This is a genomic window from Mycobacterium sp. SMC-15, from assembly GCF_045310925.1.
Taxonomy (GTDB): domain Bacteria; phylum Actinomycetota; class Actinomycetes; order Mycobacteriales; family Mycobacteriaceae; genus Mycobacterium.
Window position 1 is genome coordinate 10,545 of sequence record NZ_JBJIAJ010000018.1, and the last position, 16,581, is coordinate 27,125.

Consider the following 16,581-nt stretch of genomic DNA (forward strand, 5'->3'; position numbering starts at 1 on the left):
TGCACAATTCAGTGCTGCGTCAGCGGGCACCGAACCAGGTGGTCAAGGCGTCGCTCAATCCGGCGGCGGACCCATCGCCGACCCACGCGACGTGACCGTCCGGACGGATCAGCACAGCATCGGGCGCCGCTACGGTGCCCAGGACCGGCAGCTCCCACGGGCCGTCGTAGTCGGCATCGAGCGCCGCTACCCGGTCAGCCCACGGGGTGATGTCGAAATCCCAAGGGGCACCGAAGTTCAGCAGGGCGCCGCGACCGTCGTGCAGCAGCGAGAAAACCGCCATTGTTCCGGCCGGCGTGGACACCTCCAGGTCAGGCATCCTTCGACCCAGCAGGGGATGCCCGTCGCCCAGGTCGTAGTGAATATCCAAGCCGCACATCATCGACGCGATCCGCCGGCGCGGCTCGTCCAGGCTCAGCAGTTCGGCCATGATGTCCCGCAGGGCGTCCACACGGGGGCCGGGCTCCAGCAGCGTGCCCTGGGCCAGGGTGTTGTGCAGTACGCGGGCGCCGACCGGATGACGCTCGGCGTGGTAACTGTCCAACAGGTCCTCGGGTGAGGTTCCGGCGAGCACCTGGGCCAGCTTCCAGCCCAGGTTCACCGCATCTTGCACACCGGTGTTGAGACCCTGCCCGCCCGCCGGGGAATGCACGTGTGCGGCATCGCCGGCCAGCAACACCCGCCGGTCACGGTAGCGTTCGGCCTGCCGGGTCACATCGGTGAACCGGCGGACCCAGCGGACATTATGCAACCCGTAATCGGTACCGCGCCGCGAGATCAGGGCTTGGCTGACATCGTCCTGGGTCGGCTCCTCGCCGGACTCCAGCTCCGGCGCGGTCACCATCACCCGCACCGGCCCGTCGGCTTCGAGGCGGAAGAACGAGTGGATGCCGATCTCGTCGCGGTGCAGCCCCCAGGGCGGCTCCTCGGTCAGATCGGCCTCGGTGATCAGGCAGATGGCCGTCGGGTCCCAACCGGGAAAATCGATCCCGGCCATCTTGCGGATCTCGCTGCGCCCGCCGTCACACCCGACCAGATACGCGGCGCGCAGGGTGGCGCCGTCGGAGAGTTCGACGTCGACGCCACAGTCATCCTGCGCGAAACCGATCACGTCACGGCCGTGGTAGATCCGCACACCCAACTCGTTGACCCAGTCGGCGAGGGTGCGCTCGACGCGGTACTGCGGCAGGCCGACGGTGTAGTTGTGCCGGGTCGGCAAATCGCTGATGTCCAACATGATCCACGCGAAGTGACAGATCTGGCCGATACGCCCCTGCGCCAGGAACCGGTCGACGATTCCGCGCTGGTCGAGGATCTCGATGGTGCGCGGGGTGATGCCGCCCGCCCGCGAGCCGATCAGGTCATGGCCGTCGCGTCGTTCGACAATCACGACGTCGACCCCGGCCAAGGCCAGCTCGCCCGCCAGCATCAACCCGGTCGGGCCGGCCCCGACGATCACCACTTGATGCCCGGTCATCAGTCCTTCAGGAATCCGATCACGGTGTAGTCCAGATCCGCCAGGCCCGGCGCCCCGAAGTTGGCCAGCGAACTGCGCACCGCCACATTGCCGGTGGTCTGGATCAGCGGCAGGCTGAATCCCTCGGCCCACAGCAGGCTGTCGACCTCGTTGGCCCGGGCTCGGGCCACCACCGGATCGAGCGCCTCCAGCGTCTCCTCGATCTTGGCGTCGATGGCCGGGCTGCCGATCTTGCCGAAGTTGGCCTCCCCGTAGGAGGCGGAGATCTGGTTCAGCCCGGCCAACGGGAATGCGTCACCGACCCAGCTGAATTGGGCGATGTCGAAGTCGCCGACGTTGACGTAATCGGTGAAGAAGCCGCCGCCGGCCTTGGCGTCCAGCTGCAGCTTGACCCCGATCTGGGCCAGGTTGTGCTGGGCCACTTGGGCGAACTGGCGGGTGCTCGACGCGTCGTAGAACAGGTGGCGGATCACCAGCGGGCGCCCATCCTTCTCTCGGAACTTCCCGTGCAACCTCCAGCCGAGCTCGTCGAGTTCGCGCGCGGCACGCTCGGGGTCGTAGGCCACCACCGCGCTGTTGTCCTGGTAGCCCTCCTGACCGGCGACGTAGATGTGGTTGTTCAGCGGTACCGGGTCAGCGGTCAGGCCGCGCTGGGTGACCTTGGCGATGGTGGACCGGTCGATCCCGCGCATGACCGCCAGCCGCAGCGCCTTGTCGGACAAGATGGCGCCTGGCGCCCCGTTGAAGGTGAAGTGGTTCCAGGCCGGGGTCGGTGCCCGCCTGATCGCGATGCCCTCGGTGCGCCGCGCGATCGTCAACTGATCCAGGGTGGCCACCCCGGTGGCGTCGATGGTGTGGTTCTGCAGCGCCGGCATCCGGGCGGCCTCGTCGAGCACCAGGTAGGTGATGGTGTCCAGCTTCGGTGTCCGGCCCCACCAGGCGGGGTTGCGGGTCAAGGTGATCCGCTGGCTGGTGCGATCCAGCGTCGACAGCACGAACGGCCCGGCCGAGGGACCCGGCTTGCTGAGCTGAGCCTTGTTGAAGGTCTGCGGGTCGCCGGTCATGCTGGCCGGCAACAGCATCGAGTTGCCCGCGAACATGCCCCGCCACTCCGCGTAGGGCTTGGCGAAGCGCATCACGGCCTGCCGGTCGTCGACTCCACGGGTCACCGAGGCGACCCGCTCAGCGCCGTTGGTGGTGGCGATCGCGTACCCGCTGTCGGCCCCGCTGGTGGCATGGATCTGGCTGGCGATGTCTTTCCAGGTGAGCGGTGTCCCGTCGCTCCACACCGCTTTCGGGTTGATCGTGTAGGTGACCACCTGGGGGTTGGTGCCGGTCAGCTCCACACTGGTGAAGTAGTCGGTGTCCACCGTCGCCGAGCCGTCCGGTCCGATGGTGAACGCCCGCGGCATGGTGGCCTTGAGCATGGCGGCGTTCTCGGCGAGGTTTCCGTCGATGTGCAGCGGGTTGAAGTTCGGCGGGAACTGCGTCATGGACAGCCGCAGGTTGCCGCCGTCGCGCAGTTTCGCCGGGGCCTGCGGGTTGATGTCGCTGGCGGTCCCGACCGTCGCGGTGCCTTCGGGCGCGGTGATATCGACTGCCGCGCATCCGCTCAGCGCCAAGCCGGCAGCAAACACGGTGGCCACCACCCCGTTGACTCTGCGTCCATGGCGGCCTCTTCTCGCACAACGTCGCCGTGAGTGCAGAGTCAATGTCCTATTCATGAGCGCGGCACTGCGGCCAGTAGGCGCCGGGTGTAGTCGTGTTGCGGATTGCCGAAGACCTGATCGGCCTCGCCCTGTTCGACGATCGCCCCGGCGAACATCACCGCGACCCGGTGCGCCAGGTGTTTGACCACCGAAAGGTCATGCGACACAAACAGGTAGGACAGTCCGAGTTGCTGCTGCAGATCGAGCAGCAGGTTGATGATCCCGGCCTGAATCGACACGTCGAGTGCGGACACCGGCTCGTCCAGCGCGAGGATCTTCGGCTGCAACGCCAGGGCCCGGGCGATGCCGATTCGTTGCTTCTGCCCGCCGGAGAACTCCGAGGGGTAGCGCAGCGCGTCGCCGCGGCGCAGCCCGACCAGCTCCAGGAGTTCGGCGACCCGGGCATGGATGGCGGCCTTGTCGGAGCCGTTGGCGCGCAGGGGCTCTGCCAGTAATTCGAAGACCGGCAGTCGGGGATCGAGGGAAGCGACCGGATCCTGGAACACCACTTGTAGATCACGCCGCAGCGCGCGACGGCCGTCCCGCTTCAATGCCGCGACGTCGGTGCCGAGGACTTCGATCGACCCGGACTGCGGCGCGGTCAGCTCCAGGATCTGGTGCAAGGTGGTGGATTTGCCCGAGCCGGATTCGCCGACGATGCCCAGCGTGCGGCCCTGCTGCAACTCGAAGCTCACGCCGTCGACGGCGCGCACCTCACCGGCGCGCCGGCGCAGCACGCCCTTGGTCAGCGGATAGGTCTTGACCAGGTCGCGGACCCGCAGCACGGTGGGGGACTCCCCGCTGATCGCGGCCGCCACTTCGGTGCGCACGCCGTAGATGTCGGCGGCGCTGCGCCCGATCACCTGATCGGTGTGAATGCATGCCGCCCAATGGTTCTCCCCGACGCTCAGCAGGTCCGGCTCAGCGGCCAGGCAGTCGTCGGCGGCCAACGGGCAGCGCGGGGCGAAGGGACAACCGGCATCGACCCCGGCTGTCAATGACGGTGGTGCGCCCGGGATCGGCACTAATCGGGTGCCCTGCGGGGCGTCCAGGCGGGGCACCGAACCCAACAGTCCCACCGTGTAGGGCATCCGGCGGTCCGAGTACAGAACCTCGACCGGTGCGGACTCGACCACCCGGCCGGCGTACATCACCAGTGCCCGGTCGGCGAATTCGGCGACCACCCCGAGGTCGTGGGTGATGATCAGCACCCCGGCGCCGGTCACGTCCCGCGCGGTCTTGAGGACCTCGAGGATCTGCGCCTGCACGGTGACGTCGAGCGCGGTGGTGGGCTCGTCGCAGATCAGCAGGTCCGGATCGCAGGCGATGGCGATGGCGATCACCACCCGTTGCCGCTCCCCGCCGGACAGCTCGTGCGGAAACGCCCGCGCCCGCTGCTCGGGCCTGGCGATCCCGACCAGTTCCAGCAGCTCGACCGCACGCCGGCGCGCCGCGGCGCGGCCTACCCGGGGCTGGTGCACCTCGATGGCCTCGGCGATCTGATCGCCCACGGTGTACACCGGTGTCAGGGCCGACATCGGGTCCTGGAACACCATCCCGATCGAGGCGCCGCGGAATTTCGACATGGCGGTGTCGCCCAGCCCGATCAGCTGCGTGCCGGCCAGCCGCACCGATCCGGACACCTGCGCATGCTCGGGCAGCAGCCCCATCACGGCCATCGCCGCCGCGGATTTCCCTGAACCCGATTCGCCGACCATCGCCACCACTTCGCCGGCGTCGACGTGGTAGCTGATGCCGCGTACCGCACGCACCGCGTCGGGACCGGTGCCGAAGGTCACGGCCAGGTCGGAGACTTCCAGCAGGGTGCTCATCGGCGGTCCCGCAGCGTCGCGGCGTCGGGGTCCAGTGCGTCACGCAGGCCGTCGCCGGCGAGGTTGGCGCAGACCAGGATGGTGATCAACACCCCGGCCGGGAACAGGAAGACCCACGGGAAGGTGATGGCCGAGGCGGTGCCGTCGGCGATCAGGGTGCCCAGCGAGACGTCGGGCGGTTGGATGCCGAAACCCAGGTAGCTCAAACCGGTTTCGGCCAGGATCGCCACCGCGACATTGAGTGCGGTGTCGATGATCAAGATGGACGCCACGTTGGGCACCACATGGTCGATGATGATGCGTCGGCTGGAGACGCCCATATAGCGGGCGGCCCGGATGAATTCGCGTTCCCGCAGGCTCATGGTCAGCCCGCGCACCATGCGGGCGCTGATCATCCAGCTGAACCCGGCCAGCAACAGCACCAGCAGCGCGATGTTGCCGCTGTTCTTGGTGCGCGGAGTGATGATCGCGATCAGGATGAAGGCCGGCACCACGAGGAGCAGGTCGACCAGCCACATCAGCACCCGGTCGCGCCATCCGCCGAAATAGCCTGAGATCGCTCCGACGGTCGCGGCGATCACCGTGGAGATCAGTGCCACGCACACGCCGATCAGCATCGATTTCTGCATGCCGCGCAGGATCTGTGCCAGCAGGTCCTGGCCCAAAGCGTTGGTGCCCAACCAGTGTCGGGCGCCCGGTGGAACCAGCAGCGCGTCGTAGTCGAGGTCGGTGTAGGAGTAGGGCAGCAGGCCCGGCAGCGTGTAGCAGCCGACGAACATCACCGCCAGCAGGGCCAGCGCGGCGACGGCGCTGCGGCTGCGCAGGAATCGGCGCAGCACCAGGGTGCGCCGCGAAGCGAATTCGACCTCGGCGCTTGTCATGAGACCCGCACCCGCGGGTCGAGCATCGCGTAGATGACGTCGGAGAGCAGTCCGGCCAGCAGCACCACCGCACCGGAGAACACCGTGATGGCCGCGACGATATTGGTGTCCTGGGTCGCCACGCCCTGCACCACCCATTCGCCCATGCCGTGCCAGCCGAAGATCTTCTCGACGAACACCGCGCCGGTGACCAGGCCGGCCACCCCGTAGGCGAACAGTGTCGCCATCGGGATCAGCGCGGTCCGCAGCCCGTGTTTGAACAGGGCGCGACGGCGGGTCAGGCCCTTGGCCCGTGCGGTGCGGATGAAGTCCTGGCCGAGCACGTCGAGCATCGCGTTGCGCTGGTAGCGGCTGAAGCTGGCGGCCGCGCCCAGCGCCAGGGTCAGCGACGGCAACACCAGGTGCTGCAGCCGATCGGCCAGGCCGGGCCAGAAGCCGGTGACCAGCCCGGGGGAGGTCTCCCCGGTGTAGTCGAACAGTTGCGCGCCCAGGGCCCAGTTCACCCGCAACGCGCTGAGGATCACCAGGTTGGCCAGGACAAAGGTCGGTACCGAGAGCACCAGCAGCGCCGCCATGGTGATGACCCGGTCGGATATTCGGTACTGGCGCACCGCGCCCCAGGCGCCGGCCACCACGCCGATCACGGTGCCGGCCAGTGAACCGACGACCAGCAGTCGCAGGCTGACCCCGATGCGCCGTCCCAGTTCCCCCGAGACCGGCTGACCGGTGACGGTGACCCCGAAGTCGCCGCGCACGGCGTGGGTGGCCCAGTGCGCGTAACGCAGCGGAATCGGCTTGTCCAGGCCCAGTTCGGTGGCCTTGGCGTCGATCACCGCCTGCGGCGGACGCGGGTTGCGCTGCATCAGGCTGTCCAGCGGCGCGAAGGCCAACGAGGTCAGGCAGAACGTCAGAAACGATGCGAGACCCAGCAGCACCAGGTAGTTCAGCGCCCGGCCGGCCAGAAACCGCGTCATGGCCAAAAGGGTAGAGGGTGCCGCGGACCCCCACCCCGTTCCCACCACCGCGAGCGTGCGTGTCTGTCCGCGACACACCGGGGAGATCTGTACATCTACGCACGCTCGCGGCGGGGTAGGCGGCCGTCCGGAGACGATTTTTTGCGTGATTTTTACCCGTGATCTCCCCGGGTTCGTTCACTAGGCTGCGCTGCACCGCGACAGAGGAGAAGACCTGTGACCGTCACCGATGACTACTTGGCGAACAACGCCGAATACGCGAAGACCTTCAAGGGTCCACTGCCCATGCCGCCGAGCAAGCACGTCGCGGTCGTCGCCTGCATGGACGCCCGCCTCGACGTCTACCGGGTGCTGGGGCTCAACGAGGGCGAGGCGCACGCCATCCGCAACGCCGGGGGCGTGATCTCCGACGATGCGATCCGCTCCCTGGCGATCAGCCAACGGCTGTTGGGCACCCGCGAGATCATCCTGATCCACCACACCGACTGCGGAATGCTCACCTTCACCGACGACGACTTCAAGCGCTCCATCCTGGAAGAGACCGGCATCCGCCCGACATGGTCGGCCGAGGCATTCCCGGATCCGGTCGAGGACGTCCGCCAGTCATTGCGGCGGGTCAAGGCCAGCCCGTTCATCACCCAGACCACGTCGCTGCGCGGATTCGTCTTTGACGTCGCCACCGGCAGGCTCAACGAAGTCAGCCTGTAGCTGCTCCCTCTCCCGGGGGAGGGCGAGGATCCCGACGAGGGTGCGCACATGTCCGTGCCTGAGCGGTGTGTCGGCGTACAGACACGCACGCTCGCGCAAGGGGGGAGGCGCACGAGGGCGGCCGGGCCGCGTAGATCACATTGACAGCGAGACAGTGCGGCTGGTTGCATAACCGGCTATAACCAAGAAATATGGTAAGTCTCACCAAGATTATCGGGTATCTCTGGCAAGGAAGTCATGACCAGTAACGTCACCGCGCCCCCCGAGGCCTCCACGGCCGGGCACTATCAGCTCACGCATCTGCGCACCCTGGAGGCCGAGGCCATCCACATCATCCGGGAGGTGGCGGCGGAGTTCGAACGTCCGGTGCTGCTGTTCTCCGGCGGCAAGGACTCCATCGTCATGCTGCATCTGGCCGTCAAGGCGTTCGCGCCGGGCCGGCTGCCGTTCCCGGTGATGCATGTCGACACCGGCCACAACTTCGAAGAGGTCATCGCCGCGCGCGACGAGCTCGTCGCCCAGACCGGGGTGCGGCTGGTGGTTGCGTCGGTGCAAGACGACATCGACGCCGGGCGGGTGGTCGACGACGGTCCGTCCCGTAACCCGCTGCAGACCGTCACCCTGCTGCGGGCGATCCGTGAGAACAAGTTCGACGCCGCATTCGGCGGTGCCCGCCGCGACGAGGAGAAGGCCCGCGCTAAGGAGCGGGTGTTCAGCTTCCGTGACGAGTTCGGTCAGTGGGACCCCAAGGCCCAACGGCCCGAGCTGTGGAACCTCTACAACGGCCGGCACCGCAAGGGCGAGCACATCCGGGCGTTCCCGCTGTCGAACTGGACTGAGTTCGACATCTGGTCCTACATCGGCGCCGAGGAAATCGCCTTGCCGTCAATCTATTTCGCGCACCAGCGCAAGGTTTTCCGGCGCGACGGCATGCTGCTGGCCGACCACGAGTTCCTGCGCCCCGTCGATGGTGAAGAGGTTTTCGAGACCTCGGTCCGGTTCCGCACCGTCGGCGACGTCACGTGCACGGGTTGTGTGGAATCCACGGCGGTCACCGTGCAAGAGGTGATCGACGAGACCGCGGTGTCGCGGCTGACCGAGCGCGGGGCGACTCGCGCCGACGACCGGATCTCCGAAGCAGGCATGGAAGACCGCAAGAGGCAGGGGTATTTCTGATGGGTGCGGCAACCACGCTGCTTCGTATCGCCACGGCCGGATCGGTCGACGACGGCAAGTCCACGCTGATCGGGCGGCTGCTGTTCGATTCCAAGGCCGTCATGGAGGACCAGCTGGCCTCGGTCGAGCGCACCTCCCGGGAGCGCGGTCACGACTACACCGACCTGGCCCTGGTGACCGACGGTCTGCGCGCCGAGCGCGAGCAGGGCATCACCATCGATGTCGCTTACCGCTATTTCGCAACGCCCAAGCGGAAATTCATCATCGCTGACACTCCGGGGCACATCCAGTACACCCGCAACATGGTGACCGGAGCCTCGACCGCCCAGCTGGCGATCGTGCTGGTCGACGCGCGGCACGGCCTGCAGGAACAGTCCCGCCGGCACACCTTCCTGGCATCGCTGCTGGGGATCCGTCACATCGTGCTGGCCGTCAACAAGATGGACCTGATCGACTGGGACGCCGAGAAATTCGAGGCGATCCGCGACGACTTCCATTCGTTCGCCACCCGCCTGGACGTGCACGACGTGACGACCATCCCGATCTCGGCGCTGCTCGGCGACAACGTGGTGACCAAGTCCGACAAGACCCCCTTCTACGATGGTCCGGCGCTGCTGAGCCACCTCGAAGAGGTCTACATCGCCGGTGACCGCAACCTGGTCGACGTGCGGTTCCCGGTGCAGTACGTCATCCGCCCGCAGACCCACGAGCACGCCGATCACCGCAGCTATGCCGGCACGGTGGCCAGCGGTGTGCTGCGTCCCGGCGACGACGTCGTGGTGCTGCCCTCGGGCAAACCGAGCCGGATCGCCTCGATCGAGGGCCCCAACGGGGCAGTGGCCGAAGCGTTTCCGCCGATGGCGGTCTCGGTGAGCCTCGCCGATGACATCGACATCTCCCGCGGCGACATGATCGCCCGCACCAACAACCAACCGCGCGTGGTTCAGGACTTCGATGCCACCGTGTGTTGGATGGCCGACGGTGCGACGCTGCAGCCGGGCAACGACTACATCATCAAGCACACCACCCGGACCACCCGGGTGAAGGTGATGGCGCTGGACTACCGCCTGGACGTCAACACCTTGCACCGCGACAAGGACGCGAACACGTTGAAGCTCAACGAGCTCGGCCGCGTCTCGCTGCGCGCCCAGGTGCCGTTGATGCTCGACGAGTTCACCCGCAACGATGCCACCGGCTCGTTCATCCTGATCGACCACGCCACCAACGGAACCGTGGCCGCCGGCATGGTGCTGCGCGACGTCTCGCCGCGGGTGGCGAGCCCCAACACGGTGCGCCACGAGTCGCTGGTCACCGCGACCGACCGGTTGTCCAAGGGCCGCACCGTGTGGCTGACCGGCCTGTCCGGCGCGGGCAAGTCTTCGGTGGCGATGCGTGTCGAGCAGCTGTTGCTCGAAAGGGGCACGCCGGCTTACGTTCTCGACGGCGACAACCTGCGGCACGGCCTCAACGCCGACCTGGGCTTCTCGATGGCCGACCGTGCCGAGAACCTGCGGCGTCTGGCGCACGTGGCCACCTTGCTGGCCGACTCCGGCCAGATCGTGTTGGTGCCGGCGATCAGCCCGCTGATCGAGCATCGCCAGCTGGCCCGCCAGGTGCACACCGACGCCGGGTTCGACTTCGTGGAGGTGTTCTGCGACACCTCGTTGGAGGAGTGCGAGCAGCGTGACCCCAAGGGGCTCTACGCGAAGGCGCGCGCGGGGCTGATCACGCACTTCACCGGTATCGACAGCCCGTATCAGCGGCCGCGGAACCCCGACGTGCGGTTGAGCTCGCAGAACAGCGTCGACGAGCAAGCCCGCCAGGTCATCGCGGCGATCGACGACCGCAAGTGAACGATCACCAGCTGGCCGCGCACCTGGCCGCCGAGGCGGGCCGGCTGCTGCTGCGTGTCCGCGAGGAACTGGCCGACGCGACAGAGGCGGAACGGAAGGCGGCCGGCGACCAGCGTTCGCACGACTTCCTGATGGCCGCACTGGCAAGCGAGCGGCCCGACGACGCGGTGCTGTCCGAGGAGGGCGCCGACAACCCGGTCCGCCTGGCCGCCGAGCGGGTGTGGATCGTCGACCCGCTGGACGGCACCCGGGAGTTCAGCGAACTCGGCCGCGACGACTGGGCCGTGCACGTGGCGCTGTGGCAAGCCGGCGAGTTGTCCGCCGGGGCGGTGGCGCTGCCCGCGCGGGACAGTACGCTGGCCACCCCGACGGTTCCCGCCCCGCCCGCATACCAGGGGGCGCCCCGCATCGCGGTGTCACGCAGCCGTCCGCCCGCGATCGCCGAAGCGGTTCGCGAGCGACTGGACGGCGTGCTGGTGCCGATGGGCTCGGCGGGGGTGAAGGTGGCCTCCGTCGTGGCGGGCACCACCGATGTCTACGTGCACGCCGGCGGGCAGTACGAGTGGGACTCGGCGGCCCCGGTGGCGGTGGCCCGGGCCGCAGGCCTGCACACCTCGCGCATCGACGGTTCACCGCTGGTCTACAACCGGGCGGACCCGTTGCTGCCCGACCTGGTGGTGTGCCGCCCCGAATACGCGCAAGAGGTGCTCGCAGCGATCGGTTGAGCCGCCAGATGGAAGAATGCTCGCAATGCGCATGTCGGCCAAGGCGGAGTACGCGGTGCGAGCGATGGTCCAACTGGCCACCGCCGAGCCCGGCGCCCTGGTCAAGACCGACGAGATAGCGTCCGCGCAGGGCATTCCGGCGCAGTTCCTCGTCGACATCCTGTCCGATCTGCGGACCGACCGGCTGGTGCGCAGCCAGCGTGGCCGCGACGGTGGCTATGAGCTGGCCCGGGCGGCCACCGCGATCAGCGTCGCTGACGTGTTGCGCTGCATCGACGGCCCGCTGGCCAGTGTTCGTGACATCGGCATGGGCGATCTGCCGTATGCCGGACCGACGGCCGCGTTGACCGATGTGTGGCGGGCCTTGCGGGCCAGCATGCGCTCGGTGCTCGAGCAGACCAGCCTGGCCGACGTGGCGTCGGGCGATCTGCCCGCGCATGTCGCCGAACTCGCCACCGACTACCGCACCCAGGAGCGCCAGCGCGGCCATTCGCCGGGTTAGGCGGCTAGCCCCCGTACGGCCGGGTGAGGATCTCCATGTAGTGACCGCCCGGATCGCGGAAGTACACGCCGCGCCCACCGTCGTTGTGGTTGATCTCGCCCGGATGTTCGCCCCGCGGATCGGCCCAGTGCTCCAGGCCACGCTCGGCGATCTTGGCGTAGATCTCGTCGAAGTCGGACTCGGCGACCAGAAACGCGTAGTGCTGCGGCCGGATCGGCTCGTCAGGGGGCACGTCGGCGTAATCGAGGCTGGCCTGGTGATCGAGTGCGACGACCTGGAAGTGGCCGAACGGCTGCGGCGCCGGCAGTCCGAACAGCTCGGCCAGGAACGCTGCCGACGCCTGCTTGTCGTGTGCGGCCACGATCGTGTGGTTGAACGAAATGCCCATTCCTCAAGTGTCGGCCGCGAACGCCGCTCGTGCCACAATCGCGGTCATGCAGGTGGGAATGACCATGCCGGTGATGGAACCGAACCTGGACGCAACGCTGCTGCGGGACTGGGCGCGCACCGTTGACGACGGGCCGTTCTCGTCGCTGGCCTGGGGTGAGCGGATCGCGTTCACCAACCCCGACAGCCTGACCCTGCTGGGGGCGCTGTCGGCGTGGACCGAGCGGGTGCGCCTGGTGACCACGGTGATCGTCCCGCAACTGCACGACCCCGTCATGCTGGCCAAGTCGCTGGCCACCGCCGACATGCTGAGCCAGGGCCGGCTCACCGTCGGGCTCGGCGTGGGTGGCCGCGAGGAGGACTACCGCGCGGTCGGTGCCGATCCGGCGACACAGACGATGCGCGAGATGGCCGAGGCTGTCGCGATCATGCGACGCGTCTGGGCGGGGGAGAAGATCACCGAGTCGGTGCTGCCGGTCGGTCCGGCGCCGACCCAGCCCGGCGGGCCGCCGCTGGTGGTCGGCACGACCGGCCCCAAGACCTTACGCAGTGCGGCCACTTGGGCCGAAGGCCTGGCCGGCATCACCTTGGATCTTGACGTCGCCAAGCAGAACGAGCTGTTCGACGTCGCGCGTGACGCCTGGCGGCAGGCGGGCCGGGCCAAGCCGTATCTGGCGACGTCGTTCTGGTTCGCCCTGGGGGATCGTGACGAAGCCCGCGATCAGGTGCGCCGACACCTGCTGCGCTACATGAACTGGATTCCCGCCGAGTATGTCGAGGCGATGGCGCCGACCACCGGTTGGGCCGGCAGCGAGGACGAGCTGGCCGACGTGCTGCGCCGGTTCGCGGCGGTGGGCACCGACGAGGTTCATCTGATCCCGACCAGCTCTGACCTGGGCCAACTGCGGAGCGTGGCCGATGTGATTGCCGAGGTCAGCCGGGCCGGCTGAGCGGGCAATCCGCTGGTTGCGACACCGTCACGGATGCGTCTCTATCGTCCTCCGGCAGCCACAGAAGTCCCAGAAATCACTATCGTCACAGTGGTGCGAGGCCCGGGACCGGGTCCTGGGAAAGGTGTGACATGTCGGCGACGCGTCGAATCGTCTCGGCGGCGATGGTGCCGGTGGTCGTCCTGGGGATGGTTGCCGCCACCGAGTTCGCGCCGCCGGCGAACGCGGCCACCTGCAACGCCCCCGAAGCCAACATCGACCCGCCGCCGGGCTCACCGACCACCGGGGCCGGTCAGCTGCCGACCGGGCGTCGGCCCCGCGGCACCAACGACTCTGCGCCACTGCCCAAACTGGGCCCGCTGATCGCCGCACTGATCAACCCGAACGGCACGATTCGGCAGCAGGCCGCGGTGGTACCGCCGGCCCCAGTTCCCGGCGGTGAAGCCGTGCCGAACGTCGCCCAACCAGTCCAGCCCGCGCCGAACGCCGGCGCAGATCCGGGTCTGTCGACCGCCGACGCCGGCGGCGCGATCGCCGGTGCCCAGACGTCGCTGGTGGAGTGGATGACCGGGCCCAACAGTCCCAACCAAACCCTGCAACGCTTCGGCATCTCCGGTACCGACCTCGGCATCCCTTGGGACAACGGCGATCCCGGAAACCGTCAGATCCTCTACGCGTTCGGCGACACCTTCGGCTACTGCCGCGTCCAGGGCAAGCAGTGGCGGCAGAACGTGCTGTTCCGCAGCAATGACAACAACCTCGCCGACGGGATCACCATTGGCCCCGGAGCAGTGGGCAACAAGTACTCGGGTTCGCCACTGCGGCAAGCGAACTTCTCCAAGCAGATCCTGCCCGCTGTGCAGCTGGCTCCGCAGCAGGAAGGCATGATCCCCACCGCCGCCATCGGGATCGCCGGCAACCAGTACATGAACTTCATGTCCATCAAGCAATGGGGGCGCGACGGCGAGTGGTCCACCAACTACTCGGCGATCGCGGTCTCCAACGACAACGGCGAAACGTGGGGCGTCTACCCGGGGACGGTGCGTTCGACGTCGCCGGAGAACGTCCCGCGGGCGCACTTCGTCCCCGGCAACGAGAAATTCCAGATGGGCGCCTACCTGCGCGGCAATGACGGCTACCTGTACTCCTACGGAACCCCGTCCGGCCGCGGCGGCGCGGCGTACCTGTCGCGGGTGCCCGAGCGCGCCATTCCCGACCTCACCAAGTACCAGTACTGGAACGGCGACAGCGGATCCTGGGTGCCCGCCAACCCGGCCGCGGCCACCCCGGTGATCCCCGGCCCGGTGGGCGAGATGTCGGTGCAGTACAACACCTACCTGCGGCAGTACCTGGCGCTGTACGGCAACGGCGGCAATGACGTCGTGGCCCGCACCGCGCCCACGCCGCAGGGACCGTGGAGCGCCGAGCAGACGCTGATCCCCACCGGCCAGATTCCCGGCGGCATCTACGCGCCGTATGTGCACCCGTGGTCGACGGGCAAGGATGTGTACTTCACGCTGTCGCTGTGGAACGCCTACGACGTGATGCTGATGCACACGGTGTTGGGGTAAGGCTGCGGGTCAGTCGTCGAGCACCGCGCGTATCGCCGCACCGACCTCGGTGATCACGCCGGGGGTGTAGCCGGGGATGTTCATGGTCACCCCGCCGACGCCGGCATCGAGCACCTTGGTCTTGATCTGCTCGGCGATCGCTTCGGGGCTGCCGGTCACCGTCCGCTGCTTGATCGCATCGGGGAGCTGATCGGCGGGAAAGTCGCCAGGCAGCACGGTGATCAACTGGGTGGTTTCCAGCGTGGCCGGGTCGCGGCCCACGTCCTCGCAGCTGCGCCGAACCACGTCCATCTTCGCCTTCGCCTCATCGAATCCGATGATCAGGTTGAGATGATCGAAGTGGCGCGCCGCCAGCGGGATCGTCTTCTTCTCGCCACTGCCGCCGATCAGCAGCGGAATGTGATCGCGGAAGCGGGGTTCGGCCATCGCCTCGCTGGCCCGGTACCACTTGCCCTCGAAGGTCGGCCGCTCACCTTTGAGCATCGGCAAGATGATCTCCAGCGCCTCATCGAGCCGATTGAACCGGTCGGTGAAGGTGCCGAACTCGAAACCCAACTGGTCGTGTTCGAGCTCGAACCAGCCGGTGCCGATGCCCAGGATCGCTCGCCCGGCGCTGATCACATCCAGGGTGGTGATGATCTTGGCCAGCAGGGCCGGGTTGCGGTAGGTGTTGCCGGTGACCAGCGTGCCCAACTGGACGTTTTCAGTCGCCTGTGCCAGCGCGCCGAGGGTGGTGTACGCCTCGAGCATGGGCTGATCGGGGGAGCCCAGCATCGGTAGTTGGTAGAAGTGGTCCATCACGAACACCGCGTCGAACCCAGCCGCCTCGGCCTCGCGGGCCCGTGCGATGACGGTGGGGAACAAGGTCGAAACGTCGGTGCCGTAGGAGAAGTCGGGGATCTGGAAGCCAAGGCGAATCGTCACGTGGCTGAGCTTAGGGGTGCTAACGGAATATTGCGGCGGTTTGTGCTCTCCGCGAAAGCAGTTCAGGTGATGAACTTTCCGCGGCGCTCACTCGTCGGGTCGGCGGTGGCCAGAGCCGCCTACCGCCCGGTGACGTGAAAAAGGTCTTCTGGATCGCTGCATTCGTTCGATAAGTCGTCTGCGATATCGTGGAGGTAGATTCCATGCCGGAATGAACGCATTAGGTGCGGGAAAAGGAAATGCGGCCCACGAAGTGACCACCGATGATCCTGCCGAAGCCGCCCTAACCGTCGGCAACGAGGTCATCGCCGAAGCCTGGTCTGAGGATGAACCGGGCGACGAACCGATCGAAACAACGCAGGCGCCTCCGCGGCTGCGCTACCTACCGATTGCTGCCCTCCTGTCGTCCATCGTCGCGGTAACCGCCGTCACGATGGTCTGGTTCAACATGAGGCCGTCGGGACTCGTTTCCGTACCCTCCCGCCCGGCAACCACGACGGTTGCGGCGTCCCCGCCGACCACTGTCGGTGCGGCCCCGCCGGCCACGGTGACGGTCATGCAGCCGCCGCCCGTGACTGTGACCGTCACGCAGCCGCCCCCGATCACCGTTATGCATCCCCCGCCCGTCACCGTCCAGCGACAGCCCTCGGCTGTCGTTGCCGCACCGCCGGCGGCCCAACCGCCCTCGTCGAGATACCCAGGCATCACCGATCCGGCCGATGTGGCCTACCTGGACCGAATGGCGGGCCTGGGCTACACGGTGAGCAATCCTTCCGGCCTGATAAGCCAGGGCCGCGAAACCTGCTGGCGTTTGACGCAATTGGGGTGGACTCCCGACCAGGTCGTGGACAACATCGCGTAGAGCAATGGCGGTAGGTCAACCCCGTCAATCAAGCGGGCAGAAGCTGTAAA

Annotated in this window: 15 protein-coding genes; 8 read left to right on the forward strand and 7 right to left on the reverse strand. The window is 67.7% G+C overall.

Going from position 1 to position 16,581, the window contains the following annotated elements; all coding sequences use genetic code 11:
- Positions 1-19: 19 nt before the first annotated feature.
- From ACJH71_RS21280 to ACJH71_RS21300, 5 genes are read right to left on the reverse strand one after another with little or no spacing between them, the layout of a single operon-like run.
- Positions 20-1,477, reverse strand: a complete 1,458-nt coding sequence (locus ACJH71_RS21280) for an FAD-dependent monooxygenase (protein WP_406759970.1) — start codon at positions 1,475-1,477, stop codon at positions 20-22.
- Positions 1,477-3,201: an ABC transporter family substrate-binding protein gene (locus tag ACJH71_RS21285; protein ID WP_406759971.1), complete on the reverse strand. Its 1,725-nt coding sequence runs from the start codon at positions 3,199-3,201 to the stop codon at positions 1,477-1,479. The genes ACJH71_RS21280 and ACJH71_RS21285 overlap by 1 nt, the downstream gene beginning before the upstream one ends.
- Positions 3,198-5,018, reverse strand: coding sequence for a dipeptide ABC transporter ATP-binding protein (locus ACJH71_RS21290; protein ID WP_406759972.1), 1,821 nt, complete (start codon positions 5,016-5,018; stop codon positions 3,198-3,200). The genes ACJH71_RS21285 and ACJH71_RS21290 overlap by 4 nt, the downstream gene beginning before the upstream one ends.
- On the reverse strand, positions 5,015-5,899 hold the full coding sequence (locus ACJH71_RS21295) for an ABC transporter permease (RefSeq protein ID WP_406759973.1): 885 nt from the start codon (positions 5,897-5,899) through the stop codon (positions 5,015-5,017). Before ACJH71_RS21295 ends, ACJH71_RS21290 begins: the two co-directional genes overlap by 4 nt.
- On the reverse strand, positions 5,896-6,873 hold the full coding sequence (locus ACJH71_RS21300) for an ABC transporter permease (RefSeq protein WP_406759974.1): 978 nt from the start codon (positions 6,871-6,873) through the stop codon (positions 5,896-5,898). Before ACJH71_RS21300 ends, ACJH71_RS21295 begins: the two co-directional genes overlap by 4 nt.
- 216 nt (positions 6,874-7,089) lie before the next feature.
- Here ACJH71_RS21300 and ACJH71_RS21305 point away from each other — a divergent pair, with 216 nt between their 5' ends.
- The 5 genes from ACJH71_RS21305 to ACJH71_RS21325 all read left to right on the forward strand — a co-directional run bounded on the left by ACJH71_RS21305 (position 7,090) and on the right by ACJH71_RS21325 (position 11,837).
- Positions 7,090-7,581: a beta-class carbonic anhydrase gene (locus ACJH71_RS21305; RefSeq protein WP_406759975.1), complete on the forward strand. Its 492-nt coding sequence runs from the start codon at positions 7,090-7,092 to the stop codon at positions 7,579-7,581.
- Between the two features lie 237 nt (positions 7,582-7,818).
- Positions 7,819-8,757, forward strand: coding sequence for a sulfate adenylyltransferase subunit CysD (cysD, locus tag ACJH71_RS21310; protein ID WP_406759976.1), 939 nt, complete (start codon positions 7,819-7,821; stop codon positions 8,755-8,757).
- Positions 8,757-10,610, forward strand: a complete 1,854-nt coding sequence (gene cysC / locus ACJH71_RS21315; protein ID WP_406759977.1) for an adenylyl-sulfate kinase — start codon at positions 8,757-8,759, stop codon at positions 10,608-10,610. The genes cysD and cysC overlap by 1 nt, the downstream gene beginning before the upstream one ends.
- Positions 10,607-11,335: a 3'(2'),5'-bisphosphate nucleotidase CysQ gene (locus ACJH71_RS21320; protein WP_406759978.1), complete on the forward strand. Its 729-nt coding sequence runs from the start codon at positions 10,607-10,609 to the stop codon at positions 11,333-11,335. Before cysC ends, ACJH71_RS21320 begins: the two co-directional genes overlap by 4 nt.
- Positions 11,336-11,360: 25 nt before the next feature.
- A complete protein-coding gene (locus tag ACJH71_RS21325; RefSeq protein WP_406760004.1) occupies positions 11,361-11,837 on the forward strand; it encodes an Rrf2 family transcriptional regulator in 477 nt (158 codons plus the stop codon).
- A gap of 4 nt (positions 11,838-11,841) precedes the next feature.
- Here ACJH71_RS21325 and ACJH71_RS21330 read toward each other — a convergent pair whose 3' ends face one another.
- Complete coding sequence (locus tag ACJH71_RS21330; protein WP_406759979.1) at positions 11,842-12,225, reverse strand: VOC family protein; 384 nt, start codon at positions 12,223-12,225, stop codon at positions 11,842-11,844.
- Between the two features lie 58 nt (positions 12,226-12,283).
- On the opposite strand from ACJH71_RS21330, the gene ACJH71_RS21335 reads away from it, so the two are divergent.
- The gene (locus ACJH71_RS21335) at positions 12,284-13,174 is read left to right on the forward strand and encodes an LLM class flavin-dependent oxidoreductase (protein ID WP_406760005.1); all 891 of its coding nucleotides are present in this window, start codon (positions 12,284-12,286) and stop codon (positions 13,172-13,174) included.
- Positions 13,175-13,305: 131 nt separating this feature from the next.
- Positions 13,306-14,745 carry a DUF4185 domain-containing protein gene (locus tag ACJH71_RS21340; RefSeq protein ID WP_406759980.1) on the forward strand — a complete coding sequence of 480 codons (1,440 nt, stop codon included), beginning with the start codon at positions 13,306-13,308 and terminating at the stop codon, positions 14,743-14,745.
- 9 nt (positions 14,746-14,754) lie between these two features.
- Here ACJH71_RS21340 and ACJH71_RS21345 read toward each other — a convergent pair whose 3' ends face one another.
- Positions 14,755-15,669: an LLM class F420-dependent oxidoreductase gene (locus tag ACJH71_RS21345; protein WP_406759981.1), complete on the reverse strand. Its 915-nt coding sequence runs from the start codon at positions 15,667-15,669 to the stop codon at positions 14,755-14,757.
- Between the two features lie 253 nt (positions 15,670-15,922).
- Here ACJH71_RS21345 and ACJH71_RS21350 point away from each other — a divergent pair, with 253 nt between their 5' ends.
- Positions 15,923-16,531 (forward strand): hypothetical protein, encoded by a 609-nt coding sequence (locus tag ACJH71_RS21350; RefSeq protein WP_406759982.1) that lies wholly within the window; start codon positions 15,923-15,925, stop codon positions 16,529-16,531.
- The last annotated feature ends 50 nt before the right edge of the window (positions 16,532-16,581 follow it).

Excerpts from the sequence above, each read along its gene's own strand:
- ACJH71_RS21280 (WP_406759970.1), bottom strand. The coding sequence starts at position 1,477 with ATGACCGGGCATCAAGTGGTGATCGTCGGGGCCGGCCCGACCGGGTTG.
- ACJH71_RS21285 (WP_406759971.1), bottom strand. The coding sequence starts at position 3,201 with ATGAATAGGACATTGACTCTGCACTCACGGCGACGTTGTGCGAGAAGA.
- ACJH71_RS21290 (WP_406759972.1), bottom strand. The coding sequence starts at position 5,018 with ATGAGCACCCTGCTGGAAGTCTCCGACCTGGCCGTGACCTTCGGCACC.
- ACJH71_RS21295 (WP_406759973.1), bottom strand. The coding sequence starts at position 5,899 with ATGACAAGCGCCGAGGTCGAATTCGCTTCGCGGCGCACCCTGGTGCTG.
- ACJH71_RS21300 (WP_406759974.1), bottom strand. The coding sequence starts at position 6,873 with ATGACGCGGTTTCTGGCCGGCCGGGCGCTGAACTACCTGGTGCTGCTG.
- cysD (WP_406759976.1), top strand. The coding sequence starts at position 7,819 with ATGACCAGTAACGTCACCGCGCCCCCCGAGGCCTCCACGGCCGGGCAC.
- cysC (WP_406759977.1), top strand. The coding sequence starts at position 8,757 with ATGGGTGCGGCAACCACGCTGCTTCGTATCGCCACGGCCGGATCGGTC.
- ACJH71_RS21325 (WP_406760004.1), top strand. The coding sequence starts at position 11,361 with ATGCGCATGTCGGCCAAGGCGGAGTACGCGGTGCGAGCGATGGTCCAA.
- ACJH71_RS21330 (WP_406759979.1), bottom strand. The coding sequence starts at position 12,225 with ATGGGCATTTCGTTCAACCACACGATCGTGGCCGCACACGACAAGCAG.
- ACJH71_RS21335 (WP_406760005.1), top strand. The coding sequence starts at position 12,284 with ATGACCATGCCGGTGATGGAACCGAACCTGGACGCAACGCTGCTGCGG.
- ACJH71_RS21340 (WP_406759980.1), top strand. The coding sequence starts at position 13,306 with ATGTCGGCGACGCGTCGAATCGTCTCGGCGGCGATGGTGCCGGTGGTC.